Source organism: Acidovorax sp., assembly GCF_046339755.1.
GTDB lineage: Bacteria > Pseudomonadota > Gammaproteobacteria > Burkholderiales > Burkholderiaceae_C > Acidovorax.
Map to the genome: position 1 here is coordinate 1 of NZ_JBKDTZ010000299.1, position 16,869 is coordinate 16,869.

A 16,869-nucleotide genomic window follows, 5' to 3' on the forward strand; every position below is an offset into this window, starting at 1 on the left:
GCCCAAATGCATACTGCCTCCCAAGCTCTTGCCATTGAGCGGCAAGCGAGCGCTCAACCTTCCTTGGCCGAACGTGTTTCGAGGCCCAAAACTCGTGCCATACTTGGCCTCATGCGGTTGAATTTCCTATCCGTCTTTTCCCTCACTGGACCAGCAACACATGATCAACAAGATTGCGGATTCCGTTGCCGAGGCGCTCGCGGGCGTGCAGGACGGCGCCACCGTACTGATTGGCGGCTTTGGCACTTCGGGCAACCCCATTGAACTGATCAACGGCCTGATCGCCCAAGGCGCGCGCGACCTCACCGTGGTCAACAACAACGCCGGCAACGGCGATGCCGGCCTGGCCGCGCTGCTCAAGAGCGGGCAGGTGCGCAAGATCATCTGCAGCTTCCCGCGCCAGGTGGACAGCTATGTGTTCGACGAGCTGTACCGCAGCGGCAAGATCGAACTGGAACTGGTGCCCCAGGGCAACCTGGCCGAGCGCATGCGCGCCGCGGGCGCCGGCATCGGCGCCTTCTTCTGCCCCACGGCCTATGGCACGCAGCTGGCCGAAAGCAAGGAAACCCGCGAGATCAACGGCAAGCACTACGTGCTGGAGTACCCCATCTACGGCGATGTGGCCTTGGTCAAGGCCGAGAAGGGCGACCGCTGGGGCAACCTGACCTACCGCATGTCGGCGCGCAACTTCGGCCCCGTGTGCGCCATGGCGGCCAAGTACACCGTGGCCACCGTGCATGAACTGGTGGAGCTGGGCGAGATGGACCCCGAGGCCGTGGTCACCCCCGGCATCTACGTGAGCAAGGTCGTCCAGGTGCCGCGCGTGGCCACCCAGGCCGGTGGATTCAAGAAGTAAAGCCCGTTCAGCCCAAGGAGATACAGCGTGAGCAGCTATCAAAAACGAACCAAGGACGAACTGGCCGCACGAGTGGCCCAGGACATCTTCGACGGTGCCTATGTGAACCTGGGCATCGGCCAGCCGACCCTGGTGGCCAACCACATCCCCGCAGGCCGCGAGGTGGTGCTGCATTCCGAGAACGGCATCCTGGGCATGGGCCCCGCACCCGCCAAGGGCCAGGAGGACTATGACCTGACCAACGCCGGCAAGCAGCCCGTGACGCTGCTGCCCGGTGGCTGCTACTTCCACCATGCCGACAGCTTCGCGATGATGCGCGGCGGCCACCTGGACATCTGCGTGCTGGGCGCCTTCCAGGTGTCGGCCACGGGCGACCTGGCCAACTGGAGCACCGGCGAGCCCGGCGCCATTCCCGCCGTGGGCGGCGCCATGGACCTGGCCGTGGGCGCCAAGTCCACCTGGGTGATGATGGATCTGGTCAGCAAGACCGGCGAATGCAAGGTGGTCCAGGCCTGCAGCTACCCCCTGACGGGCCTGGCCTGCGTCAAGCGCATCTACACCGACCTGTGCACGCTGGAATGCACGCCCCAGGGCCTGCGCCTGATCGACACCGTGCCCGGCCTCTCGCACGAGGAACTGGAGCGCATCGTCGGCCTGCCGATCCAGCCCGCACAGCAATAAGTACCAAAACGGCCTCCAGCGCTTGATGGACAAGCGCTGGCAGCTCACTTTTTTGATATTCCCTTCGGAGACACCATGAGCAACGCCCGCCAAGCCTTCATCTGCGACGCGATCCGCACCCCCTTCGGCCGCTACGGCGGCGCCCTCTCCAGCGTGCGCACCGACGACCTGGGCGCGTTGCCCATCAAGGCGCTGATGGAGCGCAACCCTGGCGTGGACTGGGCAGCGGTGGATGACGTGCTGTATGGCAACGCCAACCAGGCCGGCGAGGACAACCGCAACGTGGCGCGCATGTCCAGCCTGCTGGCCGGCCTGCCCATCGACGTGCCCGGCGCCACCATCAACCGCCTGTGCGGCTCGGGCCTGGACGCCGTGGGCTCCGCCGCGCGCGCCATCAAGTCGGGCGAGGCGCGCTTGATGATCGCTGGCGGCGTCGAGTCCATGAGCCGCGCGCCCTTCGTGATGCCCAAGGCGGAAAGCGCCTTCAGCCGCAGCAACGCGGTGTACGACACCACCATCGGCTGGCGCTTCATCAACAAGCTGATGAAGGCTCAGTACGGCGTGGACTCCATGCCCGAGACGGCCGAGAACGTGGCTGACGATTTCAAGATCGAGCGCGAGGCCCAGGACCGCATGGCCCTGGCCAGCCAGCAAAAGGCCGCCGCCGCGATGGCCGCCGGCTACCTGGCCAAGGAAATCGTCAACGTCGTCATTCCCCAGACGAAGGGCGACGCCGTCGTGGTCAGCCAGGACGAGCATCCGCGCGCCACCACGCTGGAGGCGCTGGCCAAGCTCAAGGGCGTGGTGCGCGAGGGCGGCACCGTCACGGCCGGCAACGCCAGCGGCGTGAACGACGGCGCCTGCGCGCTGCTGCTGGCCGATGAGGCGGCCGCCCAGCAATACAACCTGGTGCCCCGCGCCCGCGTGGTGGGCATGGCCGTGGCCGGCGTGGCGCCGCGCATCATGGGCTTTGGCCCCGCGCCTGCCGTGCGCAAGGTGCTGGCCCAGACCGGCCTGACGCTGGACCAGATGGACGTGATCGAGCTGAACGAAGCCTTCGCCGCACAGGGCCTGGCCGTGCTGCGCGACCTGGGTGTTGCCGATGACGACAAGCGCGTCAACCAGTGGGGCGGCGCCATCGCCCTGGGCCACCCGCTGGGGGCCTCGGGCGCGCGCCTGGCCACCACCGCCGTGAACCAGCTGCACACGCTGGGCGGCCGCTACGCGCTGTGCACCATGTGCATCGGCGTGGGCCAGGGCATCGCCGTGGTGCTGGAGCGCGTGTAAGCGCGTCGCGTGACCCGAGGAGCGAGCATGAACAAGCAAGAACGCTGGGTGGATGTGCAGGGCGGGCGCCTGCGCGTGTGCGTGCAAGGCCCCGAGGGCTCCCCGGCCCTGGTGTTTTCCAACTCCCTGGGCACCACGCTGGAGATGTGGGACGCGCAGGCCGCGCGCTTCGCCCAGGACTTCCGCGTGGTGCGCTACGACACGCGCGGCCACGGCGCGAGCGTGGTGACACCCGGCCCCTACACCTTCGAACTGCTGGGCGGCGACGTGGTCGCGCTGCTGGATGCGCTGCGGATCGAGCGTGCGCACTTCTGCGGCATCTCCATGGGCGGCTTCACGGGCCTGTGGCTGGGCGTGCACCAGCCCCAGCGCCTGCTGAGCCTGGCCGTGTGCAACAGCGCCGCCAAGATCGGCACGGCCGAAGGCTGGCAGGCCCGCGCCGCGCTGGTGCGCGAAAAGGGCCGTGACGCCATGGCGGAGCTGGCCGCATCGTCACCCGCGCGCTGGTTCACCCCAGCCTTCTGCGCGGCCGAGCCGGACGTGGTGCTGCGCGCGCAGAGCTGGATTGCCGGCATTTCCCCTGAGGGCTATGCCGCCTGCTGCGAAGCCCTGGCGCTGGCCGACCTGCGCTCGCAGGTCGGTGGCATCGACGTGCCCACGCTGATAGTGGCCGGCAGCGCCGACCCCGTGACCACCGTGGCCGACAGCCGCTTCATGCAGGCGGCCATTGCCGGTGCGCGGCTGGCCGAGGTGCCGGCTTCGCACCTGTCCAACCTGGAAGCGCCGCAGGCCTTTGACGAGGCCCTGGCGCAGTTCCTGCGCGGCTGAGACCGCGGGCGGCGATGCAGTGCGGCTTGCTGCGCTGCCCACGCCGCTTCCTTCCATTCATCCAATCCTAGAGAAAGAGGAAACAAGCATGACCAACCTTCATCACACCACCCGCCGCACGCTGCTGGCCTCCCTGGCCGTGGCCGCCGCCGGCGCGCTGCCCCTGGGCGCCCTGGCGCAGAACTTCCCCACCAAGCCCATCACCATCATCGTGCCGTTCTCGGCCGGCGGCACCACCGACATCCTGGCGCGCATCGTGGGCCAGGGCCTCACCACCGAGCTGGGCCAGTCCGTCGTGGTGGACAACAAGCCCGGAGCGGGCGGCAACATTGGCGGATCGCTGGCCGCCAAGGCCGCGGCCGACGGCTACACCCTGTTCATGGGCACGGTGGGCACGCACGCCATCAACCAGTCGCTGTACAAGAAGATGCCCTTCGACCCGGTGAAGGACTTTGCGCCGCTGTCGCGCGTGGCCACGGTGCCCAACCTGTTGGTCGCACACCCCAGCCAGCCGTTCAAGACCGTGAAGGAAATGATCGCCTATGCCAAGGCCAACCCCGGCAAGATCACGTATGGCTCGCCCGGCAGCGGCGCGTCGCCCCACGTGTCGGGCGAGCTCTTCAAGAGCATGACCGGCACCGATCTGCTGCACATCCCCTACAAGGGCAGCGCCCCCGCCATGACCGACCTGCTGGGCGGCCAGACCTCCGTCATGTTCGACAACATGCCCTCGGCCATCCAGCACGTGCGCTCGGGCAAGCTGCGCCCCATCGCCGTGACCACCGCCAAGCGCTCGCCCGAGCTGCCTGACGTGCCGACCATCGCCGAAGCCGGCGTGCCCGGCTACGAGGCAACCTCCTGGTTCGGCATGTTTGCGCCGGCCGGCACGCCCAAGCCGGTGCTGGACAAGCTGCACGCCGCGCTGATCAAGGTGCTGAACCAGGCCGACGTGAAGAAGAAGATCGCCGAGCAGGGCGGTGACGTAGTGGCCGAGACACCCGAGCAGTTCGCCGCCTTCATCAAGGCCGAAAGCGTGAAGTGGGGCAAGGTGGTGAAGGAGTCCGGCGCGACGGCCGACTGACCCTTCGCTGAGCGGTTCAGCCCCTTACCCTCCCTCACACGGCGTGTGGAGGGGTAGCGGTAATCTGCTATTGATACGAGAGCTTGTAGCGCTTGATAGGTGGGCGCTACAGGCTCTTTTGTTATGGAGCCTTGGGTGCCTGGGGCACATCGGGCGGCAGGCCGGCGCCAGCCTCCGCCGCGGCCATGCGTTCCTGGCGCTCCTTGGCCATCTGCTCCACCAGCTGGGCGCGGCCCTGCTTGGCGACGGCGATCATGGCCTCGCGGTCGTTGTGGTGCTCGTACATGCGGTTGGACAGCGCCATGTTGTGCGCGCGGAAGCGCTCGGCCAAGGTGTCGGCCTCTTGCGGCGACAGGCCGTTGAGCTCCAGCACCGTGCGTGCGGTGCGCAGGCTGGACTCGAACACCTCGCGTTCCACATGCTCCACGCCCAGATCGCGCAGCGCGTGCCAGTGCGTCACGTCGCGCGCGCGCGCCACGATCTGCAACTGGGGAAAGTGCTTCTTCGCCAGTTGCACGATCTTGAGCGACTGCTCCGGCGCGTCCACCGCCACCACCAGGATGCGCGCATGCTCGGCGCCGGCCATGCGCAGCAGGTTCACGCGCGTGGCGTCGCCATAGAACACGCGGTAGCCAAAGGTGTGGGCCACCTCCAGCATCTCCACGCTGTGGTCCAGCACCGTGGCGGGCACGCCCTGCGCCAGCATCATGCGCGCCACGATCTGCCCATAGCGCCCGAAGCCGGCAATGATCACCGGCGCCGACTGCGGCTCGGAGATCTCCTGCGCCTGCGGGGCGGTCTTCAGCGTGGCAAAGCGCTTGAGCAGCACCCGGTCCAGCAGCACCAGCAGCAGCGGGCTGATCAGCATGGACAAGGCTACCGCGCCGATCAGCAGCGACGCCATCTCGGCCGGAATCGCGCGAAAGCCCGCGCCGGCCTGGAACACCACGAAGGCGAACTCGCCGCCCTGCGCCAGCAGCAGCGTGAACACCGGCCGCTCCTGGTAGGGCATGGCGGTCACGCGCGCCAGCGTCCAGATCACCAGTGCCTTGATGCCCAGGAAGCCCAGCAGCAGCGCCAGCATGCCCCAGGGCGTGCGCAGGATCACGCTGTCGGCCACCGCAGCCTCCGCTGCCGCCCTGCTCACCAACAGCGCCGATCCCGCGAAACCACCGGCACCGGCCAGGACAAGACCGGCAGCAAAAAGGTGGTGGCGTTCAAGAAGGCCATCATCGCCGCTGGCAGCCAGGCCGTGCGCCTGCCCTTCATGCCCGACGATCCGCGCGTGGTGGACTCCACCGGCGCACTGGCGCTGCAGGGCGTGCCCCAAAAGATGCTCATCGTCGGCGGCGGCATCATCGGCCTGGAAATGGGCACGGTGTACAGCACGCTGGGCGCCCGCCTGGACGTGGTGGAGATGATGGACGGCCTGATGCAGGGCGCGGACCGCGACCTCGTCAAGGTCTGGGAGAAGATGAACAAGCACCGCTTCGACAACATCCTGCTCAAGACCAAGACCGTGGGCGCCCAGGCCACGCCCGAAGGCATCCAGGTGCAGTTCGAGGGCCTGGACGGCACGAAGAGCGAAGGCACCTACGACCTGGTGCTGCAGGCCGTGGGCCGCACCCCCAACGGCAAGAAGATCGCTGCCGACAAGGCCGGCGTGTCTGTGACGGACCGCGGTTTCATCAACGTGGACATCCAGATGCGCACCAATGTGCCGCACATCTTCGCCATCGGCGACATCGTGGGCCAGCCCATGCTGGCGCACAAGGCGGTGCACGAGGCGCATGTGGCGGCGGAAGTGATCGCCGGCGAATTGCAGGGCAACAAGGAACTGGCCAGCGCCGCCTTCAACGCCCGCGTGATCCCCAGCGTGGCCTACACCGACCCCGAAGTGGCCTGGGTGGGCCTGACCGAAGACCAGGCCAAGCAGCAGGGCATCAAGGTCAAGAAGGGCCTGTTCCCCTGGGCGGCCTCGGGCCGCGCCATTGCCAACGGCCGCGACGAAGGCGTCACCAAGCTGCTGTTCGACGACAGCCCCGAAGCAGGATCAGGAGACGGCCATGCTGGCCGGGGCCACGGCAAGATCCTGGGCGGCGGCATGGTCGGCACGCATGCGGGCGACATGATCGGCGAGATCGCCCTGGCCATCGAGATGGGTGCGGACGCTGTCGACATCGGCAAGACCATCCACCCGCATCCGACGCTGGGCGAGAGCATCGGCATGGCGGCGGAAGTGGCGCATGGCAGCTGCACGGATGTGCCGCCTGCGCGCAAGTAAGTCCGCAGCCAAGCTACCCTGACAAGGCCCGAACTGGCGACGGTTCGGGCCTTGTGCTTTGCGTACCCAAACAATCGCCGCAGAATACTGTGCATTTGTAAGGGGTATCCATTTAGCTCCAGTGATGCCAGAATCACTGGATGGAAACCCAGATATTAGCGCCTTCTCCCGGCCAGGACTACCCCCGCACCTGGAACGAGTTTCTTGACTGGTTCGCCACCGAGCAGGCGTGTCTGGCCTTCCTTGAGCGGCTGCGCTGGCCCGATGGTTTTGTCTGTCCGCGCTGCACCCATGCAGGTGATGTGTACCGGGCCAGTCGCACCCGCCTGGTGTGCGGGGCATGCCAGTACCAAGGCTCGGTGACCTCGGGGACCATTTTCGACAAGACGCGCACGCCACTGCGCGTGTGGCTGGCTGCGGCTTGGTACCTGACCAACCAAAAGCAGGGCGTGAGCGCTCTGGGGCTGCAGCGCGTTCTGGGTCTGGGCAGCTACCAGACCGCCTGGGCCATGCTGCACCGGTTTCGACGCGCCATGGTTCGCCCAGGCAGGGACAGACTCAAGGGCCTTGTCGAGGTCGATGAGACCTACCTGGCCATCACCGATCGCAAAAACCCCATCACCGCCAACGGACGCAAAAGCAGCACCACCAAGGTGCTGGTCGCCATGGCCGTCGAGATCGTGCAGCCCAAGGGATTCGGGCGCATTCGGCTGCGCCGCATTGAGCGCGATTCGGCCGCCTGCGTCATACCCTTCGTGCAGGAGGTGATAGAGCCTGGAGCGCAGGTACGCACAGATGGCTCGGCTGCCTATCGGGCCTTGAAAGAGCTGGGATATGACCACCAACGCACCGTCATGCTTGGCTCAGGCATACCCGCCCATGTGTCCATGGCGGGAGTGCATCGGGTGGCCTCCCTGGTGCAGCGCTGGGTGTTGGGAACCCACCATGGATCGGTGCAACCCGAGCACCTGGATGCTTATCTCGATGAGTTCGTGTTTCGCTTCAACCGGCGCACCTCCAACTCACGAGGCATGCTGTTTTATCGCTTGCTGCAACAGGCTGTGGTGACGCCACCGGTCACTTACTCAGACGTTGTGGGACACAAGACAGCAGGCGTGCAATCGGGTACTATTACTGGATGAAAACCCAGTATCTGGGGTGCCACTGGAGCTAAATGGATACCCCTTGCATTTGTACAGTATTCATGTCAGCCACTTCCAAGCCCAAGCTCTACAACCCACGCCACCCCGAACGCACGCTGCTCTACCAAATGGTAGCCGAGCACTACGAGACCTGGCTAGAGTTGGCCAGCGCGGGTCAGTTCGACGGCCAGGGCGACCACCACACCCCCAAGCCCTTCGTGCGCAAAGCGTTTGCCAAGTATCTTGAGTGCGGCATCTTTGCCCATGGCTTTGCCCGCGCTCGCTGCGGCGACTGTGGGCACGACTACTTTGTAGCCTTCTCCTGCAAAGGCCGGGGAGTCTGCCCCTCGTGCACCACGCGGCGGATGGTGGAGACGGCGGCACACCTGAGCGACCACGTTTTCCCCCGCCTGCCGGTGCGCCAGTGGGTGCTCTCCGTGCCCAAGAGGTTGCGGTACTTCATGCAACGCGACGGAGCGGTGCTGAGCATGGTGCTGCGCATCTTTCTGCGGGTGATCGCACAAACTCTGCAGACCCACAGCCCCGGTGCGGCCCATATGGACAAGGCAGGCCTGCACATCGGTGCCATCGCCTTCATTCACCGATTCGGCTCCAGCCTCAATGAACACGTCCACTTCCACGTTTGTGTGGTGGACGGGGTGTTTGAGGAAGTGGAGGGCGAGGGCGATGCTGATGCGACCCCTCGAATCTCATCGCCGGGTGTCATCTTTCACGCGGCCACCGGCATCGATGCGGCTACCGTGGCCCCAGTGCAGACCACACTGCAAAAACGCATCCTGCGCGCCTTCGTTGCTCGGGGCCTGCTGGAGAACTGTGACGCCAAAGACATGCTGGGCTACAAACACAGCGGCTTCTCGGTGGACGCCGGTGTCTGCATCGAAGCCCACGACCGCGCTGCGCTGGAGCGGCTGCTGCGCTATTGCGCGCGTCCACCGTTTTCCATGGAGCGCCTACGCAAAGAGGGAAGCAAACTGGTGTACCGCTGTGCCAAACAGCGCAGCGAGCCCACCAGTGACAAGCGTGGTGCCAAGGCAGATGAGCTGCACCTCACACCGCTGGAACTGATCGACCGCATCGCCGCGCTGGTGCCACCGCCACGCACCCACCGGCACCGCTACTTTGGTGTGCTGGCACCAAACTCGCCGCTGAGAGCGGCGGTAACGGCGCTGGCTCAGCCTGCTGCGTCGCAACCAGCCACGGTGGAGACTGCACAACCTGGCGCGGGCGTACCTGGGGTGGCGGCGCCGGGCAACGCGGCCACACCCACACCCGAACCTGAAGCACGCCCGAAGCGAGCGGCGCATTACTTGTGGGCGGTGCTGATTGCCCGCATCTACGAGGCATTTCCGCTGCTGTGCCCCATGTGCGGTGGGCAGATGCGCATCATTGCCTTCATCACCCACAGCGCCGAAATCCGCCACATCCTGAACCACATCGGGGTGGAGTCTGCCCCCCCGCACATCACCCCGGCACGCGGGCCACCGCTGTGGGAGGGCTGCGACGCGCCGGTGGATGATGGTGCGCAAGGCGAGCCGGATTGGGATCTGGCAGCTCAACCCGACGAGGTAGACCAGCGCGTCAATTGGTGACCCAGTGAAGCGGCGGTATCCATCGCTGCGGGGAAGCAGCTGCGCGCGCGCCAGGCCCAAATGCATACTGCCTCCCAAGCTCTTGCCATTGAGCGGCAAGCGAGCGCTCAACCTTCCTTGGCCGAACGTGTTTCGAGGCCCAAAACTCGTGCCATACTTGGCCTCATGCGGTTGAATTTCCTATCCGTCCCACCTGCTGGCGAACCGGTCGCTTGCGGACCTGCTGCTGTTCGGCAGTTTCCTGATTTGGTCGCTGGCTTCGCTGGCGGCCGCCAGGCGCAGGGACCGCGCGGCCGCCACCCGCTACCCGGCCGGCACCATGGCCGGCACCCTGGGTGCGATCGTGGCAGGTGTCGTCGCCTGGGCCGCGTTCGCGTTCTGGCTGCATCAGCTGTGGCTGGGCGTGAGGCCATTCGGCTGACGTCACGCCTGCCGCCTGCTGCAGGCCGGGCTGTAGCGTTTCTTAACGAAGAATCAACTGTTCGTGGACTGAAAATCCATGGCAAGATAAAGCTCGCCTATGAGCCGGCATCCCGCACAAGTCTCCTGTCGGGCCGGTCGTCGGCACCTTTAACAAGACCGCGCGGCGCAGGCGGCGGAGCACAGGGACGCGGGCAAAGACCCGGCAGAAAATAACCTTTCAACTCTGGAGACAATCAATGAAATACCTCCTATCGGCAAGGCTGAAAAAGCCGCGGCACCTGTCCGCGCTTGCGCTTGCACTGCTGGCCGGATGCGGCAGCAGCGGCTCGGACAATGACAATGGAAACGGCGGCACGCCGGCGCTGGCATCGCTCCGGGTGAGCAGCGTGTCATCGCCGCAAGGCATGGCCAGCGGCGGCGACAGCCTGATACAGGTCAGCGATGCGGCAGGCGGCGCCGTCGACAACGTCGTGGTCCGGATGAATGGCCAGGACGTGACGGCAGCCTTCAAGAAAACACCGAACAGCGGCGCGCTGCTGGGCACGGTCACCGGCATGAGCAACGGCGAGAACAGGATCGAGGTGCTGGACGCGGCCAATCCGTCTGTAGTGCGGGCCAGCCTTACGCTGACCAACTATCCGCTGCAGGGGCCCATCCTCTACGCGCCGCAGGAGCAGCCTATCGCCTGCGAGACGCATAACTTCACGGTCTACCCGGGCGGCCCGAGGCTGTCGGCTGCGCCGGTGACGAATGCCGACTGCACGGTGCCCACCCGCGTCGACTGGGTCTATCACGACGCGAGCAAGGCCGGCACCGCGGTCTGGCAACGCTACGACCCGGCCAACCCGCCAGCCAGCGTCGAACAGACCACGCTGGCCGACGGCAGCCGGGTGCCCTACATCGTCCGCCTCGAGACCGGCGTGATCAACCGCGGCATCTACCAGACCGCAGTGCTGGGCGACCCGGTCGCCAATCCGAACCCGACCCCGCAAACGCCGGCAAAGTCCTGGAACGGCAAGCTGGTCTATCCGTTCGGCCAGAGCTGCGGCGGCGGCTGGTATGTGCAGGGCACGTCCATGGGCCCGGTCGGCGGTTCGACCGCGTCGGCCAATGGCACATCGGGCGACTTCAATGTGCTGAACGACCTGCCGCTCAGGAAAGGCTACGCAGTGGCGAACTCGACGCTGAATTTCTTCGGCCAGAACTGCAACCACATCATTTCGGCCGAGACCATGATGATGGTGAAGGAGCGGGTGGCGGAGACTTACGGCCCCATCCTCTACACGATGGGCTGGGGGAATTCGGGCTCGTCCATACAGCAGAGCATGATTGCCGATGTCTACCCGGGCCTCATCGACGGCTCGGTCATGTTCAACGGTTTCCCGGACAATACCAACATCGCCAGCCTCGAAGGCCGGCTGTTCTACAACTTCCAGCTCAACCACACGAAGGGCGGCACGACCGAAAACGGCACTTTTGCGCCGCTGCCCAACACGCTGTACGACCCGACCTACGACAATGCGACGGCGGCACGCCGCGCGGCCGATGCCAGCCTGCTCAACTGGAGCAACAGCGACATCGCCGCGGTGTCCGGCTTCACCACCTATCACAGCGTGCGCCAGCAGGCCAGCTTCTGGGCCGGACGCCTGGACTCGGTGCTGCGCACGCCGAATGCCGGCGACCGCGACAACGTGATGGCCGGCGCCGGCAACAGCTCGGTGTTCAGGGCGATCATCGGCAACGAGAGGAAATACAGCCCGGCCAATGCGGTGGCCAGCGCGCCCATGGGCACCATCCCGACGGCAGGCTACACGCCGCCGCCGGTCAGCCCGCTGCAACCGAACCCGACCGGCCTGCGGCCCAACGTCGCCGACCATAACAAGAACACGCTGGGGATCGACCCTGCCACCGGTTTTGGGCGCAGCTACAGTGCCAACGTCGGGGTCCAGTACGGGCTGAATGCGCTCAACAGCGGCCAGGTCAGCATGGCGCAGTTCATCAACCTGAACGACAAGATAGGCGGCGTCGACATCGACGGCAACCATACCGCGGCGCGCATCCAGCCCGACGTGGAAGGCCTGAAGAATGCCTATCGTTCCGGCATGATCATGTATGGCGGCGGCGGGCTGGCCCAGACCGCGATACTCAATATGGACGGTCTCAACAACGAGGCCACCGGCGCCGGCGACCTGCACCTGAAGTTTTTCCACTACATGGTGCGGGCGCGGCTGAAAGCGGCCAACGGCCACTTCGACAACCACGTGATGTGGAATGGCCAGGCCAATGTCGCGGCCTTCGTGCAGGACCCGCATGCCCACGCGGCCAGCCCGGTCCTGCCGCCGCGCCCGGCCTACAGCGGCCGGCGCGAGATCGTGCTGGAGAAAGCGTTCGACAGCATGGACCGCTGGCTGACCGCGACGGTCAACGACAAGACTTCGGCCAGCCGCGCGGCCGCGGTGGTGCGCAACAAGCCGGCCGACCTGGTCGACGGCTGCTTCGGCGCCAGCACGCCGGGCGCGACGAACGATTTCATCGTCGAGCCGCAGACCTTCGGCGGCTTCAACACGGTGTTCCTGAAAGGGAACGGGACGGCGCAGCCGGCCGGCACGGTGAGCACCGGCGCCACGCCGTCGCGCTGCAATGCGATGTTCCCGGCCTCGTCCTATCCCCGCTTCGAAGCCGGCGAACCGTTGACGGGCAGGGTGGTGCAATGCCAGCTGAAGCCGGTCAGCCCAGCCGACTACGCAGGCTATGCGGCGCTCAATCCGGGCTGGACCGGCGCCACCCGCGACGCCGACCTGGCCAGGCTGCAGCAGGTGTTCGCAAGCGGTGTCTGCGACTACAGCAAGCCGGGCCTGGCCGAGCAACCGCTGGCCGGCACCTGGCTCAGGGTCACGGGACCGGGGCAGCTGGTGGCGGGACAGCCGCTGCAGAAGTAAGCGGGTAAGGCAAGCGGATGCGCCGGCCGGGCCGGCGCATACCTTGTCGCACGCTGCCGGGCGCCGGACAGTGGCAGCAAAGGTTACACAGCCTTCCTTCGCTTGCAAGCAAAGCATGGGATGCGCCGGTTTGCGATGATGGAGTCCCACGCATTTTTTCCAGGCAGGACTATGGCGCAGCATTCCAAGCTACAGGTCTTTCTCGACCTGGACGGCGTTTTCGCCGATTTCGACGCGCGCGTGAAGCGGCTCACCGGCAAGCATCCGGACCAGCTCGACCGCAATCATCTATGGAAGTCGATCAACCGCGACAAGCGCTTTTTTGCGGAGCTGGAACTGATCGAAGGCTGCATGCAGTTATGGGAGGCGACGCGCGACCTTGAACCGGTATTCCTGACCGGCGCGCCGTCGTCACGCATCTTCCAGGAACAGAAACGCGAATGGGTAGCGCGCATTTTCGGACCGGAGTTCACGGTGCACGTGGTGCCGAAGCGACTGAAGCAGGACTACAGCGGCCCGGGCAAGGTGCTGATCGACGACACGCCGGCCAATATCGAGCAATGGGAATCGCGCGGCGGGCACGGCATCCTGCATACCGGGGACCATGCGTCCACGGTGCGGGCATTGCAGGAGCTGGCGGCGCTCTACCTCGAACAGGAAGGCAGCACGGGTTCCTGACGCTGCCGGCGCAATCCGGCGCCAGCCGAAATCTCCCATTCTTGTCCTGCGGCAGCTAAAATCATGCCCGGTCAACACTTCGAAAGAGACTGCGGTGCAGGGAATCAAGAGAAAGCTGGTGTACGTCACGGTCTTCGAGGCGATCGCCATATCGGTCTGCACCGTCGGTTTTGCAGTGCTGTCCGGCAAAAGCCTGGCCCATGCCGGCGCATTGTCGGTCGTGACATCGGCCATCGCCATCCTGTGGAATTTTCTTTTCACGAATCTGTTCGAGGCATGGGAAGCGCGGCAGTTGACACGCGGCCGCAGCGTCGGGCGCCGCGTCGCCCATGCGGTGTGCTTCGAGTCTGGGCTGCTGCTGATCATTGTTCCGCTGACCGCGGCATGGCTCGACATCACGCTCACCAGCGCGCTGGTGCTCAATATCGGCCTCGCCGGGTTTTTCCTGGTGTATACCTTTGCGTTCAACTGGAGTTTCGACCGGCTCTTCGGCCTGCCCGCATCCGCCCGGAAATGAGCCGAGGGCAAGTCCATGCTCGTCGAAAAAAAGCAAACCGGTGGCCCGGTCACGGCGCCTAGTACAATCTCCGCTTCATAAATACGTGAACCAGTGAGAAACCGCGTGGTTCCTTCGTAGTGGACATATTGATTATACCAGCGGGATCAACCGTTTTTTGAACTGAATTTTGAACCGGGTTTGCAACCGGGTTTTCAACCGAATTTTCAACCATGCCGCAGCCCCCTCAACAACGCCATCCCCACACGGGTGATGAACATCAACACGAATCCCAGCGCCAGCGCTTGCAGCAACAGAATGGCCGTGCGCGGGCTGCTCGGCCGGTCGGTCGGCACCGGTTGCGCAATGATCGACAGGTACCGCTGCAAGCGCAGTGCATCCGTCATGGCCTGCTGATACGACTGCTGCGCCAAGGTCAGGTTCGAATCGGCGAAGGCCTGGGTATTTCTCAGCGCCTCGTAGGACTTGAGCTGCTTGGCTTCGGTGTTGCCCTGGCCGCTCAGGCGACGGCGCACCGACTCGATCCGCTTCTTCAAGGCCACCACCTGCATCTGGGCGGGCTTCAGCATGAAATGGTCTTTGTTGCCCAGCGCGCGGATCTTGTCCAGATTGATCTGCGCGCTGCTCAACTCGGTCTCAAGCTGGCTGGACAGGTTCAGCAGCATCGACACCGTGGCGGTCGGGTCGATATTGCCGTGCGTGGTGCGCCACGCCGTCAGCGCCTCGCGAGCGGCAAGCGCCTTTTGCTCGGCCAGCCGGACCGATTCTTCGCTGACCTTGAGCTTGTCGGCCACGCCTTTCTTGTTCATCGAACTGACGAATTCCTCGGCCAGCCCGATCAGCGCGCGGGACAAGGTGGCGGCGTCGTCGGGTGAATACGCGCTGACGCGCAAGACGTCGATCTGCTCAAGCGCATTGAACGACACGTGCACCGCCCGTTGATAGGCACGGTAAAGATCATCATTGCTTGAGTCTTCGGAAAGATGGTTCAGCTGGCCGCGGCCCGGTGGCTCAGCGGGCGCCGCTGATGTCCATGTCCTGCAGCTGGATGAAGCGCGTGCCCTTGCCCAGCTTGTAGCCCCACCAGATCGCCAGGAACAGCGGGATGCCGATGTAGGTGGCGATCACGCCGGTCCAGTCGATGGTCTCGGCCAGGAAGGCCTGGTAGTTCTGGCCCAGGGTGATGATCAGGCACAGCGCGAACGCGAAGATGGGCCCGATGGGGAAGGCCGCGGCGCGGTAGGGCAGCTGGTGCGTGTCAAAGCCCTGCACCTCGCAGGCGCGGCGGAAGCGGTAGTGGCTGATGGCAATCCCCAGCCAGGCGATGAAGCCGCACATGCCTGACAGGTTCAGCAGCCAGATGTAGACCGACTCGGGGCTGAACACATTGGTGAAGAAGCACAGGGCCGCGATCACGGTGGTGGCGATCAGCGCCATGATGGGCACGCCGCGCGCATTCACGCGGGCGAAGATCTTGGGCGCCATGTTCTGCTGCGCCAGGGCGTACAGCATGCGCGTGGAGGCGTACATGCCGGAGTTGCCGGCCGACAGCACCGAGGTCAGCACCACGGCATTCATCACCGCCGCCGCGCCCAGCAGGCCGGCGTGCTCGAACACCAGGGTGAAGGGGCTGACGCTGATGTCGCCCAGGTCGTTGCGCAGCAGCTGCGGGTCGGTGTAGGGGATCAGTAGGCCGATGATCAGGATGGAGAAGACGTAGAACAGCAGGATGCGCCAGAACACCTTGCGCACTGCGCGGGGCACGTTCTGGGCGGGGTTCTCGGACTCGCCGGCGGCAATGCCGATCAGCTCCGTGCCCTGGAAGGAGAAGCCCACGATCATGGCCACGCCGATCAGCGCCGCAAAACCACCGGCAAACGGCGCGTCACCGGCCGTGAAGTTGGCGATGTTGCCCCACAGGCCGTCGGGGGCGCCGCCGGTCAGGATGCCGAAGACCATCAGCAGGCCCACGCCGATGAAGACCAGCACGGTCACCACCTTGATGGCGGCAAACCAGAACTCGGATTCGCCGAAGCCCTTGGACGACAGCGAGTTCAGGCCGAACATCAGCGCCAGGAAGATTGCGCTCCACAGCAGGCCGTTGACGCCGGGGAACCAGTAGGCCATCACCAGCTGCGCGGCCACCAGGTCCACGGCAATCGTCACCGCCCAGTTGTACCAGTAGTTCCAGCCCAGGGCGAAGCCGAAGCATCCAGATGCGCACCAACGTGCCGCACATCTTCGCCATCGGCGACATCGTGGGCCAGCCCATGCTGGCGCACAAGGCGGTGCACGAGGCGCACGTGGCGGCCGAGGTCATCGCCGGCGAACTGCAGGGCAACAAGGAACTGGCAAGCGCCGCCTTCAACGCCCGCGTGATCCCGAGCGTGGCCTATACCGACCCCGAAGTGGCCTGGGTGGGCCTGACCGAGGACCAGGCCAAGGCGCAGGGCATCAAGGTCAAGAAAGGCCTGTTCCCCGGGGTCTCCTCGTTTTCAGTGCAATAAGTGACGGTACGAAAAGCTAGCACTGGCGCGGAGGTG

At 65.4% G+C, this 16,869-nt stretch carries 12 protein-coding genes and 4 pseudogenes; 13 read left to right on the forward strand and 3 right to left on the reverse strand.

Translation table 11 applies throughout. The features are described from left to right. The first annotated feature begins 160 nt into the window (after positions 1 to 160). The 5 genes from ACK59X_RS25540 (at position 161) to ACK59X_RS25560 (ending at position 4,733) form a co-directional block, all read left to right on the forward strand. Positions 161 to 856, forward strand: a complete 696-nt coding sequence (locus tag ACK59X_RS25540; protein ID WP_187723857.1) for a 3-oxoacid CoA-transferase subunit A — start codon at positions 161 to 163, stop codon at positions 854 to 856. A gap of 27 nt (positions 857 to 883) precedes the next feature. After that, positions 884 to 1,537 carry a 3-oxoacid CoA-transferase subunit B gene (locus tag ACK59X_RS25545; protein ID WP_088888401.1) on the forward strand — a complete coding sequence of 218 codons (654 nt, stop codon included), beginning with the start codon at positions 884 to 886 and terminating at the stop codon, positions 1,535 to 1,537. A gap of 75 nt (positions 1,538 to 1,612) precedes the next feature. After that, positions 1,613 to 2,824 (forward strand): 3-oxoadipyl-CoA thiolase, encoded by a 1,212-nt coding sequence (gene pcaF, locus ACK59X_RS25550; RefSeq protein WP_409961252.1) that lies wholly within the window; start codon positions 1,613 to 1,615, stop codon positions 2,822 to 2,824. A gap of 27 nt (positions 2,825 to 2,851) precedes the next feature. Beyond that, positions 2,852 to 3,652: a 3-oxoadipate enol-lactonase gene (pcaD, locus tag ACK59X_RS25555; RefSeq protein WP_409961254.1), complete on the forward strand. Its 801-nt coding sequence runs from the start codon at positions 2,852 to 2,854 to the stop codon at positions 3,650 to 3,652. A gap of 88 nt (positions 3,653 to 3,740) precedes the next feature. Beyond that, a complete protein-coding gene (locus tag ACK59X_RS25560) occupies positions 3,741 to 4,733 on the forward strand; it encodes a Bug family tripartite tricarboxylate transporter substrate binding protein (RefSeq protein WP_187723858.1) in 993 nt (330 codons plus the stop codon). 121 nt (positions 4,734 to 4,854) lie between these two features. On the opposite strand, the pseudogene ACK59X_RS25565 reads toward ACK59X_RS25560, so the two are convergent. Continuing rightward, positions 4,855 to 5,844: pseudogene (locus ACK59X_RS25565) on the reverse strand (NAD-binding protein); the annotation flags it as partial. Here ACK59X_RS25565 and ACK59X_RS25570 point away from each other — a divergent pair. The 7 genes from ACK59X_RS25570 (at position 5,734) to ACK59X_RS25600 (ending at position 14,326) form a co-directional block, all read left to right on the forward strand. Continuing rightward, positions 5,734 to 7,017: a dihydrolipoyl dehydrogenase family protein gene (locus tag ACK59X_RS25570; protein WP_226858768.1), complete on the forward strand. Its 1,284-nt coding sequence runs from the start codon at positions 5,734 to 5,736 to the stop codon at positions 7,015 to 7,017. The pseudogene ACK59X_RS25565 and the gene ACK59X_RS25570 overlap by 111 nt on opposite strands. A 140-nt stretch (positions 7,018 to 7,157) precedes the next feature. Beyond that, positions 7,158 to 8,159 (forward strand): IS1595 family transposase, encoded by a 1,002-nt coding sequence (locus tag ACK59X_RS25575; RefSeq protein WP_409961256.1) that lies wholly within the window; start codon positions 7,158 to 7,160, stop codon positions 8,157 to 8,159. Positions 8,160 to 8,221: 62 nt separating this feature from the next. After that, positions 8,222 to 9,769, forward strand: a complete 1,548-nt coding sequence (locus ACK59X_RS25580) for an IS91-like element ISPps1 family transposase (RefSeq protein WP_011117152.1) — start codon at positions 8,222 to 8,224, stop codon at positions 9,767 to 9,769. Between the two features lie 196 nt (positions 9,770 to 9,965). After that, positions 9,966 to 10,190, forward strand: coding sequence for an NnrU family protein (locus ACK59X_RS25585; protein WP_226858770.1), 225 nt, complete (start codon positions 9,966 to 9,968; stop codon positions 10,188 to 10,190). Between the two features lie 238 nt (positions 10,191 to 10,428). Further along, positions 10,429 to 13,131 (forward strand): DUF6351 family protein, encoded by a 2,703-nt coding sequence (locus tag ACK59X_RS25590; RefSeq protein ID WP_409961259.1) that lies wholly within the window; start codon positions 10,429 to 10,431, stop codon positions 13,129 to 13,131. Positions 13,132 to 13,302: 171 nt separating this feature from the next. Beyond that, positions 13,303 to 13,809 carry a 5' nucleotidase, NT5C type gene (locus ACK59X_RS25595; RefSeq protein WP_409961261.1) on the forward strand — a complete coding sequence of 169 codons (507 nt, stop codon included), beginning with the start codon at positions 13,303 to 13,305 and terminating at the stop codon, positions 13,807 to 13,809. Between the two features lie 94 nt (positions 13,810 to 13,903). After that, positions 13,904 to 14,326, forward strand: coding sequence for a PACE efflux transporter (locus ACK59X_RS25600; RefSeq protein WP_409961262.1), 423 nt, complete (start codon positions 13,904 to 13,906; stop codon positions 14,324 to 14,326). Between the two features lie 206 nt (positions 14,327 to 14,532). Here ACK59X_RS25600 and ACK59X_RS25605 read toward each other — a convergent pair. Together ACK59X_RS25605 and ACK59X_RS25610 are read right to left on the reverse strand one after the other, a co-directional pair. Then, positions 14,533 to 15,330 (reverse strand): annotated as a pseudogene (locus ACK59X_RS25605) (sugar ABC transporter); the annotation flags it as partial. Between the two features lie 7 nt (positions 15,331 to 15,337). Further along, positions 15,338 to 16,534 (reverse strand): annotated as a pseudogene (locus ACK59X_RS25610) (amino acid permease); the annotation flags it as partial. Positions 16,535 to 16,536: 2 nt separating this feature from the next. On the opposite strand from ACK59X_RS25610, the pseudogene ACK59X_RS25615 reads away from it, so the two are divergent. After that, positions 16,537 to 16,818: pseudogene (locus tag ACK59X_RS25615) on the forward strand (FAD-dependent oxidoreductase); the annotation flags it as partial. Between the last annotated feature and the right edge of the window lie 51 nt (positions 16,819 to 16,869).

Bases quoted from the DNA above. Each gene is read 5' to 3' on its own strand.
- ACK59X_RS25540 (WP_187723857.1), top strand. From the start codon at position 161: ATGATCAACAAGATTGCGGATTCCGTTGCCGAGGCGCTCGCGGGCGTG.
- pcaF (WP_409961252.1), top strand. From the start codon at position 1,613: ATGAGCAACGCCCGCCAAGCCTTCATCTGCGACGCGATCCGCACCCCC.
- pcaD (WP_409961254.1), top strand. From the start codon at position 2,852: ATGAACAAGCAAGAACGCTGGGTGGATGTGCAGGGCGGGCGCCTGCGC.
- ACK59X_RS25560 (WP_187723858.1), top strand. From the start codon at position 3,741: ATGACCAACCTTCATCACACCACCCGCCGCACGCTGCTGGCCTCCCTG.
- ACK59X_RS25575 (WP_409961256.1), top strand. From the start codon at position 7,158: ATGGAAACCCAGATATTAGCGCCTTCTCCCGGCCAGGACTACCCCCGC.
- ACK59X_RS25580 (WP_011117152.1), top strand. From the start codon at position 8,222: ATGTCAGCCACTTCCAAGCCCAAGCTCTACAACCCACGCCACCCCGAA.
- ACK59X_RS25590 (WP_409961259.1), top strand. From the start codon at position 10,429: ATGAAATACCTCCTATCGGCAAGGCTGAAAAAGCCGCGGCACCTGTCC.
- ACK59X_RS25595 (WP_409961261.1), top strand. From the start codon at position 13,303: ATGGCGCAGCATTCCAAGCTACAGGTCTTTCTCGACCTGGACGGCGTT.